This window comes from Acinetobacter sp. XH1741 (assembly GCF_041021895.1).
Lineage (GTDB): Bacteria > Pseudomonadota > Gammaproteobacteria > Pseudomonadales > Moraxellaceae > Acinetobacter.
Window position 1 is genome coordinate 2,328,595 of sequence record NZ_CP157428.1, and the last position, 16,432, is coordinate 2,345,026.

Genomic DNA, 16,432 nt, shown 5'->3' on the forward strand with positions numbered 1-16,432 from the left:
TCTAAACACGGAGCTTTATCTTTTGATGGGATAAAAAATTAAACTGACTTAAAGGTCATCGTGATATGGTATAAAAGCACCTCCAATAATAAGGATTATATATGTCAGACAATTCAACAAAATGGCTTTGTGTGGGCGGTGTTCTAAGTGGTGAATGGCGAGAGCAGCAATTAGAAGCTTTTGATGTTGATCCCAATGATTTAAATACTCATAGTTATGAACCGATGAAACTCATTAATCCTGTTACCAAGGCAGAACAGGATTTCTATGTATATACTGAGCTACAAGAACACGCATATGATAGGGCAATAAATTTTGCCTTATCTAAAAATCAATGAAAACGAGAGAGCACTTAGGTGCTCTTTTTTATTATTGCTGATTTTTGCTTTCTCAAATCCAATTGTTTTTGCTAACGATAAAAATGATTTAAAACCTGAACAGAAATATGCCTATGCTGAAATTTTGACTGAGCTTTATACAGCTCGATAGGAATTTTTCTATTGAGCTGCCATAAAAGATTTTCGATTCGGAATAGTAGTCAAGTTGGTGAAGAGTCTAAGTGTTCAGGTCCTTATTGCTTCAAAGGAAACCAACCAGGCATGCCTTGAATAATGGCCCAAAGCTTCTGTGGGATCTTGAGAGCATCTATCTTGGTCGGATCAAGTTCGATGTTCACTTCCTGTTCTTTTTTAAGATGATCGACCCAGTCTGGATTTATGATAAGCCCTCGTCCAATCGAAACCATAGATAGCCCTGTATCCAGTGCTTGCTGGGCTTGATCGGGTGTCATGATGCCACCAGCGGCCAAAACAGGCACACGGTTGTCGACCCGATTAATGATGTGACTGATAATGGATGGTCCAGTTGGATCGTCGATAGGGCAGTCAGTCAACAGATTCGCCAAAGAGATATGAATATAATCGACTCCGAGGTCCAACAATTGATCAATAAAAGTAAGAGTTTGATCAATACGGTAACCTTCATCGACTGTCTCTTCTGGTGAAAGACGGACACCGATAGCAAATGGGCGGTCAGCATAATTGGCTATGACGCGCTTGATCTCTGCAACGACGGCTAATGGAAACCTCATACGATTTTCTAACGAGCCCCCCCATTCATCGGTGCGTGTATTGGTAGCTGGCGACAGGAAATTTTGTAAAAGAAAACCGTGGGCACCATGCACTTCGATGCCGTCAAAACCAGCCTCAATGCCGCGTTGTGCTGCTTCACCGAATGCCTTGATCATCTGCAAGATTTCATCATTTGTCAGTGCACGAGGTGTCAGCGGTGCCATGAAAGGAGTAGCTTTCGTCAAGATAGCGCTTGAGCTCACCACATCTGCATCGGGAATGAGATGAGGCAATGCCTTGTTGCCTGCATGAAATAGCTGAAGAATGGCTGGTGCACCACCACTCTTGGCAGCGTCAGCAAGTCGCTTAAGGCTTGGAATATAGTTGTCGTCAGCAGCAGAAAACTCATGTGTAAACCCAATACCATTAGCGGTGACTTGGGCACAGCCGCTAATGACCAAGCCCACACCTTTAACGCGAAGACGGTAATAGGCATCCTCTTCATCCGAGATTTGAAAATCATCAGTGCTTGACCAAGTTGTCATTGGCGACATCACAATACGATTGCGAAGAGTGATGCCTGAAGTAAGTTTAAGAGGATGAAAGAAATGATTGAGAGCAGACATCAAATAGACTCTAAAAATGTGTAAGTCTTAATGGTATATATTATAAACCTAGTGTCAATTAGGCACTTTAAGTAGACTAGGTGTACTCGTGTAAACCACTTCACACTTCATTTTCATGGTAACGACCTGCCGTGCTGTTATGATGTGACTCTCAATTAAGATGCCTAAACGAGTGGATTGAGAGCGTGTTGTTCCAACATTTAGATTGGTATAAAATTTACACCTAGTACCACTTTGGTGTGTGGTCATTCGGGGAGAGTCATGGAACATTCGATGTTAGTTGTTGAACCGCAGTGTTTTTCATCAGATTGCCCAAGCAGAGCCTTATTTGATCAAATCGCAGATAAATGGTCAATGATGGTATTGGCCGTTTTAGATGATGGTCCACATCGTTTTAATGCGATAAAGCGTCGGTTGGACGGTGTTACACAAAAGGCTCTAACCCAGTGTCTGCGCCGTTTGGAGCGTAATGGACTTATTTCCCGCCACGTAATTTCGTCTCCACTCGCTGTTCAATATGAAATCACGCCTCTGGGCAATACCTTGCAGCAACCCTTACGACAACTGCATGCATGGACAATTGATAAGCTTCCAATGGTTGAACACGCTCGAAATGCATTTGATCTGCAAAATTCAGTATGAATATATTTTCCAACCGAGCTCATATCTTAAGAAATAAGCTAATTTTTACTGAGAAGGTAGGGGTAATTACTTCTAGATTGTGAATTATCAATGCATTTGTAAAGTACTGACTATTTTTTAGTGATATCTACAGAAACTACAACAGATAAACCAGGACGTAACGATTTAATATCGGGTTGGTTTTCATTAAGTTTAATACGTAACGGTAAACGCTGAACAATTTTAGTAAAGTTACCCGTTGCGTTCGTTGCTGAAATTGGCGAGAAAAATGCACCAGTAGAAGGAGAGAAACTATCTACTACACCTTTTAACTCAACATTATAAGCATCGACATACACAGTGACAGGCTGACCAATTTTAATTTGTTTTAGCTCAATTTCACGGAAGTTGGCTTCGACATAAACTTGATCTAAAGGCACAACCACCATGAGTGGATTACCTGCGCCAACAAAGTTCCCCACATTTGCAGACTTTTGCCCGACTATGCCATCAATTGGCGCTCGAACTTCTGTATAGCTTAAATTTAACTTTGCTTTATCCAATGCGGCTTGGGCTTGTTTCAAAACGGCTTGTTTGGCTTGAACCTGAATTTTGTACTGGTTAAGCTGATATTGCGCGTCAGTGACTTTTTCTTTACTGCTATCTAAGTCAGCATATTGCTCAGTCAAAGTAGTTTTTGACTGCTGCGTAATCAATCTAGACTCTGCACCGAGGGCCTGTAACTGTTCATAGCGGGCGGTATTATCTTTTGTGAGTTTAATTCCTGCTTCTACTTTCCTAAGCTGAGCTTCAGTTTCTCGAATAACCGTTGGTTGTCTTTCTACCGCGAGCATTGCTTCATTTAGGTCGGCTTGGGCTTTGGCATAATTAGATTCAGCCTCAGCCAAAGCTGCTTGATAGTCGCGTGGGTCAATACGCGCCAAAAGCTGGCCTTTTTTTACGGTTTGGTGGTCTTTAATATAAATTTCTTCGATATTGCCAGACACTTTAGGGGCGATGGTGGAGTACTCGACATCCACACGTGCATCGTCGGTTTTAATAATTGAAGAAGGTAAAAATATAAGCTTTAAAATCCATAAAATAGAGGCTAAAACAATAATAAATGCAATAACCATAACCCAGTGTTTTTTAAGATATTGCACCTTTGTCAACTTGGGTGGTTCAGTAATGGTGTTATTTTGGGCTTCGTGAGTACTCATAAAGATTTTCCTGAGTTATGACTATTCATTAACTTAATGAGAGCAATGCGTGGCGGATAAGTTCTAACTGGTAAAATCAGCATAACAATGAATAAAATTGCGGTAAGACCCGCTAAAATCAGATATTGATCGCTAATGACCAACACAGACTGCTGTGCTTGAATGGCAGAATTTAAGGCAGATAAACCACCTGAAACACGCTCAGTACCATTTGCGGTGAGCACAGGCGGAGAAAGAGGGTTAATCACAGGACCTTGAATATTTTGAAAAACATGTTGGGCCGTATTTTCAATCAATCGTGTTGAATGGTATTCACCACGTACACGATTGATCCAGTCCAAAATGCACACACCCAATACGCCGCTAATAGCTCGCGGAGTGTTAATCATCGGTGAGGCGTAAATTGCCATAGTCGGATGTACACTGTTTGTACCCATCATGAGTAATGAAAGCACAACACAGGTTTGGCCTAAGCATGAAATTGCATGCCAAAAGTAAAACTGGTCTTGATTCCACGTGGTATCGAGTTGGCTTGCACCTAAACAACCAGCCATGACCATAAGTAAGCCAAAGCCATGTACATAACGGCTGTCGACCCAAGCTTGATTTAAGACTTTAATAACAATGGGAATATAAATAAATTGTAAGGCCGCAATTTGTAAGCCAATCCACATGGTTTGTGTAGGTTTATAGCCATGTACAGCACTAAGGTAGTTCAGTGGCAATGTACTAGTCGACATACCAATAATCACAAAGCAAAACAGCGCAATAACCGCATAGGCAAAATTTCGTATTTCGAGCATTTGCGGTTTAATTAATGGTGTTGGGTAGCGCCATTCATGTATTAAAAATAAAGGTAAGGTAATGGAACTGATTAAAGCTAACATACTAATCAATTTAGAATGGAACCAGTCTAAATGGTTGCCGTGCAATAACATGGTACTCAAACTTGCCACGCCAATAATGGCTAAAATCGCACCTGTCCAATCGTAAGTTTTGATTCTTGAATAATTTAATGGATCTTGTGGAATACCAAAATAAACCAGCGCAGCACTTAAAGCACAAAAAGGAATGGTTTGAAAAAATATCATTTTCCAGCCAATCACATCTAAATAAAAGGCAGCGAGTGCAGCGCTTAAGTTAGGAAAGAAAGTTGCAGTTAATGCATAACAGGCTAAACCCCAAAGTCGAATATCTGGCCCTAAAAATCGTAGAGCACATGCCATGAGCAAAGGAATAGTTAAACCATTGGCAAGCCCTTGTAAGCCACGTAATAAGTAAAATATTTCAATATTTGGACTAAAAGGAATTAAAACGCTAGAGATGAGGCAAAGTCCTATGGCAAAAAGAAGAACTCTGCGCATAGAAAAAATAACTGCCCAACTCGTGGACAGGATCATTCCAATAATCATAGTACTGGCATAAATACTGCTAACCCAATAACCGGAGTCAACACTAATACCCATCGCACCGCGAATGTCGACCAAAGTAATGCTGGTGATTCGGTTATTAAATTCGACAGTCATTGCTGCAAATATTGCACCTGCTAAACCGATGAGTGGTCGTATATTCATCTTTTACCTTAAATTTTAAAATGAACTCATTGCAAAAAAGCAGATATTGAGCCAAGCTGTACCGATCGGTACTCTACTATCTTATTAAATTTACGTCAATTCTCGATTTTGAACTTTTCATTGGGGTACACTAACTATGAAATTGCTCAAATATTTGTAGGTCCGTATGTCAGATTGCATTAAAACCAATGAAAAAGATCAAAAAATTCTGGATGCAGCAACAAAGTTTTTTCTGATCCACGGTTTTAGTGGCACAACCACAGATATGATTCAAAAAGAGGCAGGGGTTTCAAAAGCAACCATGTATGGTTGTTTTAAAAATAAAGAAGCGATGTTCGCTGCGGTCATTGAACGCCAATGTACCAATATGCAAGAGCAAATTATATTGGTTGAGACAAAAGCCAAAAACTTACGTTCAGCGTTAACCGACATTGGGAAAACTTATCTGTGTTTTATATTATCGCATTCAGGGTTGGCATTTTTTAGGATCTGTATTGCAGAAGCCGTCAGGTTTCCCGAGTTATCTAAAAAATTCTTTGAAGTTGGTCCAAACCGACTTGCCCATATTATTGCCGGTTATCTTGAGAAGTCCGTTCAACAAGGGGAAATTGAACTAAGTTCTTCTGCTGAAGCAACAGCGAATATCTTTCTATCACTTTTGCGAAGTGATGCACATTTGAAATGTCTGACCCATCCTGATTATTTAATATCAGACAGTGAAATTAGTGTTTGGGTGGAATATGTGGTTGATTTATTTTTAAAAAATCTAAACTACCATCTAAGTTAATTTAGTATTTATTCCATACATAAATTCTAAATACAGAAATTAAAAAAGAGACCAATGAATGGTCTCTTTTTTGTTTTTATAGTGTGTCTCTGGTCATCTCACCATTGACTAGTCTTAAAATCTGCAACGGGTTGCTGTCTTTTAAAGCTTCCGGCAGTAAACTTTGCGGGTAGTTTTGATAGCACACTGGACGTAAGTAACGGTCAATAGCCAAAGTACCAACTGAGGTGCCTCGTGCATCTGAGGTTGCTGGGTATGGACCGCCATGTACCATCGCATCACACACTTCAACACCTGTTGGATAACCATTTAGAAGTAAACGGCCTGCTTTTTCTTCTAAAACTGGAACAACTTCTGCAAATTCGTTTAAGTCTGTCTCATCGGCAATTAAAGTCGCAGTCAGTTGACCATTCATACTTTGTAAGGCCTGAATAAGTTGCGCTTTATTTTCAACTTCAATCACAACTGTTGCTGGCCCAAAGATTTCTTCTTGTAGAAGTTGGTCACCCGCCAGTAATAACTCAACATCAGCTTTAAACAGTTGTGGCTGTGCCTGATTGCCTTGCTGGGCTTGACCCGCCAAGTGTTCAATGCCTTGATGCTGGGTTAAATGTTCAAGACCTGCTGTATAGCTTTTTAAGGTTCCCGCATTGAGCATGGTCTGCGCAGGTTTGCCTCCCATGATTTCGGTCAGGTTGTGAATGAGTTGAGTAAATTCAGGTGACTTGATTCCCAAGATTAACCCCGGATTGGTACAAAACTGACCACAGCCGAGCACCACTGAATCTGCTAAGTCCTGTGCAATTTTGTCACCACGGTTTTTTAAGGCTTCCGGTAACATGAGCATGGGGTTAATACTGCTCATTTCAGCAAAAACGGGAATCGGTTGTGGACGAGCTGCTGCCATATCACATAAAGCACGGCCGCCTCGGAGTGAACCTGTAAAACCAACTGCCTGTATTAAAGGATGTTTCACCAGTGGTTCACCAACACCATTACCATAAATCATGTTAAATACGCCTTTGGGCATATTTGATTTTTCGACAGCACGTTCGATTGCTTGAGCCACAAAGTCTGCGGTGGCCATATGTCCGCTATGGGCTTTTACCACCACAGAACAGCCCGCGGCTAAAGCTGAAGCTGTATCGCCACCTGCGGTTGAGAAAGCTAATGGGAAATTACTTGCCCCAAATACCGCAACAGGTCCAACACCAATTTTAATCTGACGTAGGTCTGGACGCGGTAAAGGTTGACGTTCTGGTAAAGCTGTATCAATACGGGCACCTAAAAAGTCACCACGGCGTAGTACTTTAGCAAACAGGCGCATTTGCCCACTGGTACGACCACGTTCACCTTGCAAACGCGCAAGTGGTAAAGCAGTTTCTTGTGAGACGATTTCTAGAAAATCTGTACCCAAGGCATCAAGTTCATCGGCAATGTTTTCTAAAAAACTAGCACGCTGTTCAGGTGATGTGTGGCGGTAAGTCTTAAATGCTTGGCTTGCTGCTTCACAGGCCTGATTTACTTCCTGTTCGGTTGCATGATGAAACTCATAAGGCAGAGCTTCGCCCGTTGTTGCATTTACACTTTTTAATAAAGTTGTACTTTGTGCACTGCGTGAACCGCCAATAAAGTTATGTCCAATAACCATAGTAAATATCCTGAAATTAATATTAATGAGAATGCCGTGGAAGATTATTTGGGTTGACCACACGCATATATAAAGTTGCTGGCTCTAAGCAACCACCAGTTGATAGCTGACCGACCATGTTGCGATACATTTCTTGCCAAGGCGTTTGAGATTTAGAGACCGTCGGTTGCCACTCATGACGACGTTTTTCTAACTCTTCGTCTGAAATGAGAACATTGACCGAGCGATTGTTCAGATCAATACGCAAGCGATCGTTGGTTTTTAATAAGGCAATGCCGCCGCCCACCGCTGCTTCGGGTGACATATTTAAAATAGAAGGACTGGCAGATGTACCACTTTGACGGCCATCGCCTAGACAAGGCAGAGAGTCAATGCCTTTTTTAATTAACTCTGCTGGTGGGGCCATGTTGACGACTTCGGCACTGCCTGGATAACCCACCGTGCCTGCACCCCGAATCACTAAAATACAATGCTCATCAATATCTAAAGCAGGGTCGTTAATTCGGGCGTGGTAGTCTTCAGGACCTTCAAACACAATCGCTCTTGCTTCAAAGCTATTTTCACTATTTGGGTCAGATAAATAGGTTTTCTTAAACGCTTCGCCAACTACAGACATTTTCATAATGGCGCTGTCAAAGAAATTACCACTCAGTACAATAAAGCCCGCACCATGTTTAAGTGGCTGTTCATAGGGAAAAATGACATCTGCATTTGACGTTTTTGCATTTTTAGCAATTTCACCCATCGTTTTACCGCTGACCGATGCACAGTCTTCATGTAAAACACCTGCTTTTTGTAATTCATGCATAACCGCAGGAACGCCACCAGCGCGGTGAAAGCCTTCGCCTAAATATTTACCCGCCGGCATACAGTTCACAATGAGTGGAATATTTTCTCCAACGCGTTGCCAGTCTTCTAAACTCAGCTCAATGCTCATATGGCGAGCAATAGCAATGAGGTGAGGAGGACAGTTACTAGAGGCGCCTAGCGCCGAGGCGACTGCAATGGCATTTTCAAAAGATTGTTTAGTCATGATTTTAGAGGGGCGTAAATCTTCTAAAACCATTTCGCAAATTCTTTTTCCTGTCATATAGGCCATTTGGCCGCGCTCACGATACGGCGCGGGAATGCTTGCACATGTGGGTAAAGACATGCCCAAAGCTTCTGCCAAAGCATTCATAGAAAGTGCTGTACCCATGGTGTTGCAATGCCCAACCGAAGGTGATGCCGAAGTGGTCATTTCCATGAACCCTTCATAATCAATTTCACCCGTGGCCAGTAAATTTCGAGCATGCCAAAGCACTGTGCCAGAGCCAATTAATTCACCTTTAAAGTGACCGTCCAGCATTGGGCCGCCAGATAAAACAATGGCTGGTAAATCGGTTGTCGCGGCTGCCATTAAACAAGCAGGTGTGGTTTTATCACAGCCTGTAGTGAGTACCACGCCATCAAGGGGATAGCCATGTAATATTTCAACTAAACCCAAGTAAGCTAAGTTTCTGTCTAATGCAGCAGTAGGGCGACGAGACTGTTCTGCAATCGGGTGAACAGGAAATTCCATGGGAATACCGCCCGCATCACGAATACCCGCTTTAACCCGTTCAGCTAGTTCTTTGTGATGACGATTACAGGGGGTTAAATCACTACCAGTTTGGGCAATGCCAATAATTGGGCGACCCGACTGTAACTCGGCACGGGTCAACCCATAATTCATATAACGTTCAACATAAAGCGCTGTCATATCAGCATGTGTAGGATCATCAAACCATTCTTGGCTACGTAAAAAAATCCGTTTATCTTGATCATTCATTTTTAGATCCTTCACTCATACTTTTTGAAATTTAATTTTTTTCACGAGATGAATCTTCCGATTCAGCCGCCCCATAATACGTGAAAATTACAATAATTCGCGTTGCTTCAAATTACGAATTAATGCATTTATTCCAAAATTCCACGGGGTTGCTTTGTCGCTAGTCATGACCGTGTTGTATAACGTGCCGAGTTTGGGTGAATGAATACGGACCACATCTCCGACTTTATGGGTAAAGCCTGCGCCAGCTTGTTCTCGATCTTGGGTAGGGGCAAATAAAGTGCCTAAGAACAACACAAAGCCATCTGGATATTGGTGATTTTCATTCAGCGTTTGCTGAATTAAATCTTCAGGGTCGCGGCTAATTTGTGACATAGAGCTAATGCCATTGAGCACAAAGTTATCTGTACCTTCAATTTGCAATTCAACATCGCAAGTGCGGATATCATTTAAACTAAATGTTGAGTCAAAAAGACGAATAAATGGGCCAATTGCACATGAAGCGTTGTTATCTTTTGCTTTACTTAATAGCAAAGCACTACGACCTTCAAAGTCCCTTAAATTCACGTCATTGCCTAAAGTCGCCCCTAAAATTTTACCTTGGCTGTTGGCAACCAATACTACTTCTGGTTCTGGGTTATTCCACTCAGACTTAGGGTGAATACCAATGTTTTGACCCGTTCCTACGGCTGCTAAAACCGGTGCTTTAGTAAAAATTTCAGCGTCGGTGCCAATACCTACTTCAAGGTATTGAGACCACATCTTTTGTTCAATTAAATATTCTTTGAGTTGCAGGGCTTTTTCAGAACCGGGTTCAATAGTTTTTAAATTATCGCCAATAACCCCTTGTACTATTTCACGAATAGATTGAGCTTTTTGAGCATCGCCACCGGCTTGTTCTTCAATCACGCGCTCTAACATGCTTGCTGCAAAAGTAACACCAGCCGCTTTAATCACTTGCAGATCAATGGGTGCTAAAAAATAAGCTTTGTTTTTGTCCGGTTCAGCGACTGTATTTGCAAATAACTCATCAATTGAACCGATTAATTTTCCTTCAATTTCAGATAAGGCTTTTAAAGGATCTGAACTTTCAAGCAACTGAGAAATAGTATGAAACTTCTCTGAAATATCAAAAACCTGATTGCCTTTTAAAAGAATCGGTGATGGCCCTGAAATTTGATTTGGAATCCATGCACGACCAATTAAACATCCTTGTGTCGCGTCGTCTGGTAATGAGTTCTGGGAATTTAACGTAAAGTTCATTTAAAGCATCCTTCTTTTATTTGAAATCATGATATGGTTCTTATTTAATAAACACCAATCGTAATAATTTAATTATTAATAACGAATAGTTATCAAAAAGGATTTTTATAATGGCAGATTTAACTTACGCGAGTTTAAATAATTGGTTGAAATTCAAGCATTTGGTTTTGTTGGAAACATTGGCAAGAACCAATAACATGCATTTGGCTGCCGAGCAGATGAATTTAAGTCAACCTGCGTTGAGTAAAATGCTAAAAGAAATAGAAGGATTACTCGGCTTTGCTGTTTTTGAGCGTTTACCTCGAAATATGCCGGTAACAGCTTTGGGAGAACATGTGATTCGCTATGCACAGCGTGTTTTAAATGATGCAAAGCATTTTGTTGAAGATATTGAAATTTTACGTTTGGGTGGACACGGTTTTTTAAAGGTAGGTGGTATTTTTGCTGCAACTGCTGTTTTGATTCCGAACTCAATTATCGAAATTAAGAAACAGTGGCCATTACTTTCTATCGATGTGGTGGAACAAACCAGTGATCACTTAATGGAAATGCTCAATGAGCATACTTTAGATTTAGCCATAGGTCGCTTCACTGATGTTACGCAAAGCCAGTTTTTTGATTTTCAACCTTTAGGCCCAGAGCCGTTTTGTATTGTTGTAAATAATGCTCATCCATGTGCCAAGAAAAAGTTTTGTACTTTAGAAGAATTATTAAATTGGCCGTGGGTACTTTATCCTAAAGGCACTCCAATTCGAGAACGTATGGAAGGTGCATTTGCCCGTGCAAAAGTAAAAGTACCTTTAAATACGGTAAATACCATGTCCATGCAGACCTTTTTACAAATATTAAAAGGCGCACCAATGGTCGGTATGTTGCCAGAAGCGATGGTGACAGATCAGGTGAAAGAAGGGCATTTACAGATTTTAGAAACGGATCTGATTTTAGATGCACAAGATTATGGAATTTTGACCCGTAAAGATGAGCCAGTTTCTGACATTGCCTCGACCTTTATCGACATTTTATTAAAGAGTGCAAAACCTAAGTAAACTAAGCAGTTAGCCCTAAGTTATATACCTATTTAGGGCTTTTAAACATTAAAAATAACAAAGAAAGTCTAGGCGTGGGGAAGCAAGTTCGCCCATATAAAAATGATATTAAAAAGTTATCAATATTTAGAAATTATTCATTGGAAATTATTGAAAGTACTCCTTATCGTTTAATTCACGATGATTAAAAAAGTTTTAAGTCAATAAAAATTAGGAAAGGATCCCTGTATGAATGTACTAATCACTGGTGGTACCGGTTTTATTGGAAAACAAATTGCTAAAGAGATTTTAAAGACGGGTAGCCTGACTTTAGATGACCATCAACCCAAACCTATCAATAAAATTATTCTGTTTGATGCATTTGCTGGCGATGATTTACCGCAAGACCCACGAATTGAAGTGGTGGTAGGTGATATTACCGATAAAACCACTGTGGCAAATATTACAGAAAATATTGATGTTGTTTGGCATTTGGCTGCCGTTGTTAGCTCGGCAGCAGAGGCAGATTTTGATTTAGGTATGGACGTTAACCTGTATGGACTCTTAAATTTATTAGAAGAATTAAGAAAAAAACAAACAACGCCTCGAGTCATATTTGCTAGTGGCTGTGCTGTATTTGGTGGCAGCTTACCAGAAGTTGTGACAGATGAGACGGTGGTTACCCCCAAATCTTCTTACGGTATGCAAAAAGCTGTAGGGGAATTACTGGTTTCAGATTATTCACGTAAAGGTTTTATTGATGGCCGTATTTTAAGATTACCGACTATTGTGGTTCGTCCCGGTAAACCCAATAAAGCAGCATCTACCTTTTTTAGCTCGATTATACGTGAACCGTTAAAAGGCGAAACAGCAGTTTGCCCAGTACCCTCAGATACCCCAGTTTTTGTTACTTCACCACGGCGCTGTGTCGAGTCAATGATTAAGGCTGCGTCCATTTCTTCAGATGTACTTCAAGATAACCGAATTATTCCTCTACCGGGATTAACCGTCACCGTTAAACAAATGCTCGATGCGCTGGAAAATGTTGCAGGTAAACAAGCAACCGATTTAGTGCAATGGCAAGAAGATCAAACTATTCAACGTATTGTTAAAAGTTGGCCTGTTCAGGTGAAAGCTGAATATGCCGAATCTTTAGGTTTCCGAGCGGATGAAAATTTTGAAAGCGTAATTCAGGCACATATAGAAGATACCCAAAATTAATGGCAGTGATCGCCAGTTGATGTGAGAGTTATTATGGAAGATATCAAGAATATAACTGCTCTTGAAGAGCAGACAATTAAGCGTATTTCGAGTCGAATTATCCCGTTTCTTATTATTTTATTCATTATGGCATTTCTAGATAGAACCAATATTGGTTTTGCTGCGCTACATATGAATGATGCACTTGGCATTACTCAAACCATTTTTGGGTTAGGTGCTGGTGTATTTTTCTTGGGTTATTTTATTGCTGAAGTACCGAGTAATATCTTACTTCATCGTTTTGGAGCACGGATCTGGATTGCCCGAATCATGATTACTTGGGGAATCATTGCAGGACTTATGGGGTTTATCCATAGCGGTACGCAGTTTATTGTTTTGCGGTTTTTACTGGGTATTGCCGAAGCGGGTTTCTTTCCGGGTGTAATCTTTTATTTAACCCTGTGGTTTCCTGCAAAATATCGTGCTCGTGTTTTTGCCACGTTCTATCTTGGACTGCCAATTGCTCAAATTATTGGAGCCCCAATTTCGGTTGGTCTTATGCAATGGGGCAATACCATTGGCTATGAAGGCTGGCGTTTGATGTATATTTTAGAAGGTATTCCTTCAATTATTTTAGGATTGATTTGTCTAAAATATTTAACCAATAACCCAAAAGAAGCCGAGTGGTTAACGGCTGAGCAGCGTCAATGGTTAATGACCACCTTAGAACGCGAAGAAAAAGAAAAACAGCAATCTACACAAGCTGCGTTAACCAAAGGTGAAATGATTAAACAAGTGTTTAAAAATCCATTGGTCTGGATTATGTCCATTGCCTATTTTGGAATTACCTCTGGTTCAAACGCGATGTTTTTCTTCTTACCAAGTGTTTTAGAGTCATTCCGTAACACCTTTGGTATGCAAATTAGCCTGATTCAAAACGGTTTACTGACCGCTATTCCATATGCTTTTGCAGCCATAGGCATGGTTTTATGGAGCCGCCGTTCTGACCGTAAACAAGAGCGTTATAAACACGGTGCTTGTGCTGCACTCATGGCTGCTTCAGCAATTGCAATTGCTTTAATTGTGAATCAACCTTGGGCAATTATTGTCGGTTTTATTCTTCTTGCGATTGGTGTATTTAGCGCAATTAATATTTTCTGGACCATTCCGGGTCAAACTTTAACGGGTGTGGGCGCTGCTGCCGGAATTGGTTTAATTAACTCAGTTGGTAACTTAAGTGGTTTTACGGGTCCCTATTTAACAGGCTATTTATATACAACTACAGGCACTTATACAGTCGCATTCCTTGCTATTGCTGGGTTTGTTGCTATGGGGGGCTTAGCACTACTGTTATTGGCAAAGTTAAAATCGAATAGCTCCAAAGTACAACAGCAGCAGCTTAAAGTGCGTACTGCTACGGAGATGAAATAATGGCATCTATTGGATTTGTTGGTACAGGCATTATGGGCATGCCAATGGCCATGAACTTATTAAAAGCTGGCCATCAGGTACAGGTCTGGAATAGAACTTCAGCTAAAGCAAATACTTTAAAACAAGCGGGTGCCTATATTTGCAGTGAACTTGAACAAGTCGGAAAAGATGTAGATTTTCTAATTTGTATGCTCAGCGATGGAAAAACATGTGATGAAGTTCTGTTTAAAGAACATGGCGCAGTCTCACAGTTAAAACCCGAAAGCACGGTAATTGTTATGAGCTCAATACCTGTTGAAGTTGCAAAAGCGCAAAGTGAAAAATGTAAAGAACTCGGACTTAAGTATTTGGATGCACCGGTTTCTGGCGGAGAAAAAGGTGCCCAAAACGCAAGTTTAGCGATTATGGTTGGTGGTGAGCATTCAACCTTTGAACAGGCTAAAATTGTTTTAGAAGCAATGGGTCGACCCGTTTTAGTGGGTGGCGCTGGCTGTGGTGAGCTTGCTAAATTGGTCAATCAAATGATTGTGGCAACTACCATTGCAACAGTAAGTGAGGGTTTATTGCTTGCTCGTCAAGCAGGAGCTGACCTGGTAAAACTTAAACAAGCACTAACAGGCGGTTTTGCAGATTCGCCAATTTTACAACAGCATGGCGAACGTATATTAACTCGAAACTTCAAACCGGGAGGCACCGCTCGAACCCAGCATAAAGATATAAATACCGCTGTTTGCTATGCCAAATCATTAGAGTTGAATTTACCAGTTGCCGAGTTGGTCAATCAGCTCTTTGAAAATATGGTAGTCGCTGGTGATGGTGAACTTGATCATTCTGGTTTAATTCGTGAATTAGAGCGAATGAACGATGTCTAATATTGCTTTACTTAAAATCGGTATATCTTAATTTATTCATAAAAAGGCAGCAGATTCTTTCTACTGCCTATTCAAACTCATCTGTAGTTACTGGCATCCTTATTGCTTAATCATACTTATATTCTTCATTGCATTTGATTTAATACTATATAAATGATGATTCAATCCGTCTTGCGCCATTATGGTGTTTTTTTCACATGAAAAATGCACTAAATAGACACATCTTTTTATTTTGCACCACCTTTGTGCATCGGTTGCCGAAATGAGATTATGGCTATTAATACTCGCTGTATTCATCCTATATGGATGTTCTTCACCTGAACAAAGTGAAAAAACTAAAGAAAAGTCAGTAGCCCATTCGATATGCGTTTTTGATAGTACAAATACAAAAGTCTGTGTAGCTAAACCTGCTCAAAGAATCGTTTCTCTATTTGAGTCGGGTTTAGATGGTCTATATATGCTGGGGCAAGGTCATAAAGTGGTTGGTATACCAGCCGAAGTATACATCCAACCATTGTTATTTAATGCCTATTCAAAAATAGATCAACGCATTGCCAATAAACAGCTTGCCACACCTTCGCAAGGTGCCAATGCAACCAATATTGAAAGTCTTGTGTTGTTAAAACCGGATCTGGTGATTTTGGGAAGCGGGCAGACTCAAACGATTAAACTGTTACGGCAGTTTGGTATTGCTGTATATGTCATGGAGTCAGGTACTTACCAGCAAGTGAAAGAGGAACTTTCTGAAATCGCTATTCTGAGTGGTGCCCAAAAACGTGCTCAAGACATTTTAAATTTCTCTGATGAAATTGTGGCAGAAGTTGCAGCCAAAACAGCACGTCAGCCAAACAAACAATCGATTTACTATGCGTGGTCAGGAGGACGTATTTTTTCTACCTCTGGACGTCAGTCGATTACCAATGATTTTATTGAGCTGGCAGGAGCTTACAACATTGTTAAAACGGATGCTAACCAGCCTAATGTAAACCCCGAGACCCTCATTGAATGGAACCCTGACAATATTGTGCTTTGGAATACCAACCCGAAACTGATTTATGAACGAAAAGAACTACAGGGCTTAAGCGCTGTACAAAACCGTAAGGTATTCAATTTGAGTCCTGCATTTATATATAACCCGCACACCATCAAAATTATTATTACGGCGATTTATTTGAATCACAGTATTTATCCTGAGCAGTCCGATTTACCTGTAAGTGCTTTACAACAGCGTATTTTAACCAAGTTGTATGGTGAGCAGCTTGCCAAAGCGTTGGTGCAATGA

14 protein-coding genes are annotated in these 16,432 nt (G+C 40.6%); 8 read left to right on the forward strand and 6 right to left on the reverse strand.

The features are described from left to right. Positions 1-101: 101 nt before the first annotated feature. Positions 102-338 (forward strand): hypothetical protein, encoded by a 237-nt coding sequence (locus tag ABLB96_RS11120; RefSeq protein WP_045431740.1) that lies wholly within the window; start codon positions 102-104, stop codon positions 336-338. A 233-nt stretch (positions 339-571) separates the two neighbouring features. Here the strand turns inward: ABLB96_RS11120 and ABLB96_RS11125 are convergent, their stop codons facing one another. Then, the gene (locus ABLB96_RS11125; RefSeq protein ID WP_348897929.1) at positions 572-1,696 is read right to left on the reverse strand and encodes an NADH-dependent flavin oxidoreductase; all 1,125 of its coding nucleotides are present in this window, start codon (positions 1,694-1,696) and stop codon (positions 572-574) included. Positions 1,697-1,957: 261 nt separating this feature from the next. On the opposite strand from ABLB96_RS11125, the gene ABLB96_RS11130 reads away from it, so the two are divergent. Continuing rightward, positions 1,958-2,338: a helix-turn-helix domain-containing protein gene (locus ABLB96_RS11130; protein ID WP_348897930.1), complete on the forward strand. Its 381-nt coding sequence runs from the start codon at positions 1,958-1,960 to the stop codon at positions 2,336-2,338. Positions 2,339-2,448: 110 nt separating this feature from the next. Here the strand turns inward: ABLB96_RS11130 and ABLB96_RS11135 are convergent, their stop codons facing one another. Both ABLB96_RS11135 and ABLB96_RS11140 read right to left on the reverse strand, forming a co-directional pair. Then, a complete protein-coding gene (locus ABLB96_RS11135; protein WP_348897931.1) occupies positions 2,449-3,537 on the reverse strand; it encodes an HlyD family secretion protein in 1,089 nt (362 codons plus the stop codon). After that, positions 3,534-5,111, reverse strand: coding sequence for an MFS transporter (locus tag ABLB96_RS11140; protein ID WP_348897932.1), 1,578 nt, complete (start codon positions 5,109-5,111; stop codon positions 3,534-3,536). Before ABLB96_RS11140 ends, ABLB96_RS11135 begins: the two co-directional genes overlap by 4 nt. 166 nt (positions 5,112-5,277) lie before the next feature. Between ABLB96_RS11140 and ABLB96_RS11145 the strand changes: the two genes are divergently transcribed. Further along, entirely contained in the window at positions 5,278-5,898 is a 621-nt protein-coding gene (locus ABLB96_RS11145; protein WP_348897933.1) for a TetR/AcrR family transcriptional regulator, read from the forward strand. A gap of 76 nt (positions 5,899-5,974) precedes the next feature. Here the strand turns inward: ABLB96_RS11145 and ABLB96_RS11150 are convergent, their stop codons facing one another. From ABLB96_RS11150 to ABLB96_RS11160, 3 genes are all read right to left on the reverse strand, one after another. Continuing rightward, entirely contained in the window at positions 5,975-7,549 is a 1,575-nt protein-coding gene (locus ABLB96_RS11150) for an aldehyde dehydrogenase (NADP(+)) (RefSeq protein ID WP_348897934.1), read from the reverse strand. A gap of 22 nt (positions 7,550-7,571) precedes the next feature. Then, positions 7,572-9,359 carry an IlvD/Edd family dehydratase gene (locus ABLB96_RS11155; RefSeq protein ID WP_348897935.1) on the reverse strand — a complete coding sequence of 596 codons (1,788 nt, stop codon included), beginning with the start codon at positions 9,357-9,359 and terminating at the stop codon, positions 7,572-7,574. A gap of 87 nt (positions 9,360-9,446) precedes the next feature. Further along, positions 9,447-10,622 carry a fumarylacetoacetate hydrolase family protein gene (locus ABLB96_RS11160; protein WP_348897936.1) on the reverse strand — a complete coding sequence of 392 codons (1,176 nt, stop codon included), beginning with the start codon at positions 10,620-10,622 and terminating at the stop codon, positions 9,447-9,449. Between the two features lie 110 nt (positions 10,623-10,732). Between ABLB96_RS11160 and ABLB96_RS11165 the strand changes: the two genes are divergently transcribed. The 5 genes from ABLB96_RS11165 to ABLB96_RS11185 all read left to right on the forward strand — a co-directional run bounded on the left by ABLB96_RS11165 (position 10,733) and on the right by ABLB96_RS11185 (position 16,432). Continuing rightward, on the forward strand, positions 10,733-11,668 hold the full coding sequence (locus ABLB96_RS11165; RefSeq protein ID WP_348897937.1) for a LysR family transcriptional regulator: 936 nt from the start codon (positions 10,733-10,735) through the stop codon (positions 11,666-11,668). Between the two features lie 228 nt (positions 11,669-11,896). Continuing rightward, positions 11,897-12,868 carry a D-erythronate dehydrogenase gene (gene denD / locus ABLB96_RS11170; protein WP_348897938.1) on the forward strand — a complete coding sequence of 324 codons (972 nt, stop codon included), beginning with the start codon at positions 11,897-11,899 and terminating at the stop codon, positions 12,866-12,868. A 33-nt stretch (positions 12,869-12,901) separates the two neighbouring features. Next, positions 12,902-14,278: an MFS transporter gene (locus ABLB96_RS11175; RefSeq protein ID WP_348897939.1), complete on the forward strand. Its 1,377-nt coding sequence runs from the start codon at positions 12,902-12,904 to the stop codon at positions 14,276-14,278. After that, complete coding sequence (locus ABLB96_RS11180; RefSeq protein WP_348897940.1) at positions 14,278-15,150, forward strand: NAD(P)-dependent oxidoreductase; 873 nt, start codon at positions 14,278-14,280, stop codon at positions 15,148-15,150. The genes ABLB96_RS11175 and ABLB96_RS11180 overlap by 1 nt, the downstream gene beginning before the upstream one ends. 262 nt (positions 15,151-15,412) lie before the next feature. After that, positions 15,413-16,432, forward strand: a complete 1,020-nt coding sequence (locus ABLB96_RS11185; protein WP_348897941.1) for an ABC transporter substrate-binding protein — start codon at positions 15,413-15,415, stop codon at positions 16,430-16,432.

Coding starts and splice junctions, on each gene's coding strand:
- ABLB96_RS11120 (WP_045431740.1), top strand. CDS start 102: ATGTCAGACAATTCAACAAAATGGCTTTGTGTGGGCGGTGTTCTAAGT.
- ABLB96_RS11125 (WP_348897929.1), bottom strand. CDS start 1,696: ATGTCTGCTCTCAATCATTTCTTTCATCCTCTTAAACTTACTTCAGGC.
- ABLB96_RS11130 (WP_348897930.1), top strand. CDS start 1,958: ATGGAACATTCGATGTTAGTTGTTGAACCGCAGTGTTTTTCATCAGAT.
- ABLB96_RS11135 (WP_348897931.1), bottom strand. CDS start 3,537: ATGAGTACTCACGAAGCCCAAAATAACACCATTACTGAACCACCCAAG.
- ABLB96_RS11140 (WP_348897932.1), bottom strand. CDS start 5,111: ATGAATATACGACCACTCATCGGTTTAGCAGGTGCAATATTTGCAGCA.
- ABLB96_RS11145 (WP_348897933.1), top strand. CDS start 5,278: ATGTCAGATTGCATTAAAACCAATGAAAAAGATCAAAAAATTCTGGAT.
- ABLB96_RS11150 (WP_348897934.1), bottom strand. CDS start 7,549: ATGGTTATTGGACATAACTTTATTGGCGGTTCACGCAGTGCACAAAGT.
- ABLB96_RS11155 (WP_348897935.1), bottom strand. CDS start 9,359: ATGAATGATCAAGATAAACGGATTTTTTTACGTAGCCAAGAATGGTTT.
- ABLB96_RS11160 (WP_348897936.1), bottom strand. CDS start 10,622: ATGAACTTTACGTTAAATTCCCAGAACTCATTACCAGACGACGCGACA.
- ABLB96_RS11165 (WP_348897937.1), top strand. CDS start 10,733: ATGGCAGATTTAACTTACGCGAGTTTAAATAATTGGTTGAAATTCAAG.
- denD (WP_348897938.1), top strand. CDS start 11,897: ATGAATGTACTAATCACTGGTGGTACCGGTTTTATTGGAAAACAAATT.
- ABLB96_RS11175 (WP_348897939.1), top strand. CDS start 12,902: ATGGAAGATATCAAGAATATAACTGCTCTTGAAGAGCAGACAATTAAG.
- ABLB96_RS11180 (WP_348897940.1), top strand. CDS start 14,278: ATGGCATCTATTGGATTTGTTGGTACAGGCATTATGGGCATGCCAATG.
- ABLB96_RS11185 (WP_348897941.1), top strand. CDS start 15,413: ATGAGATTATGGCTATTAATACTCGCTGTATTCATCCTATATGGATGT.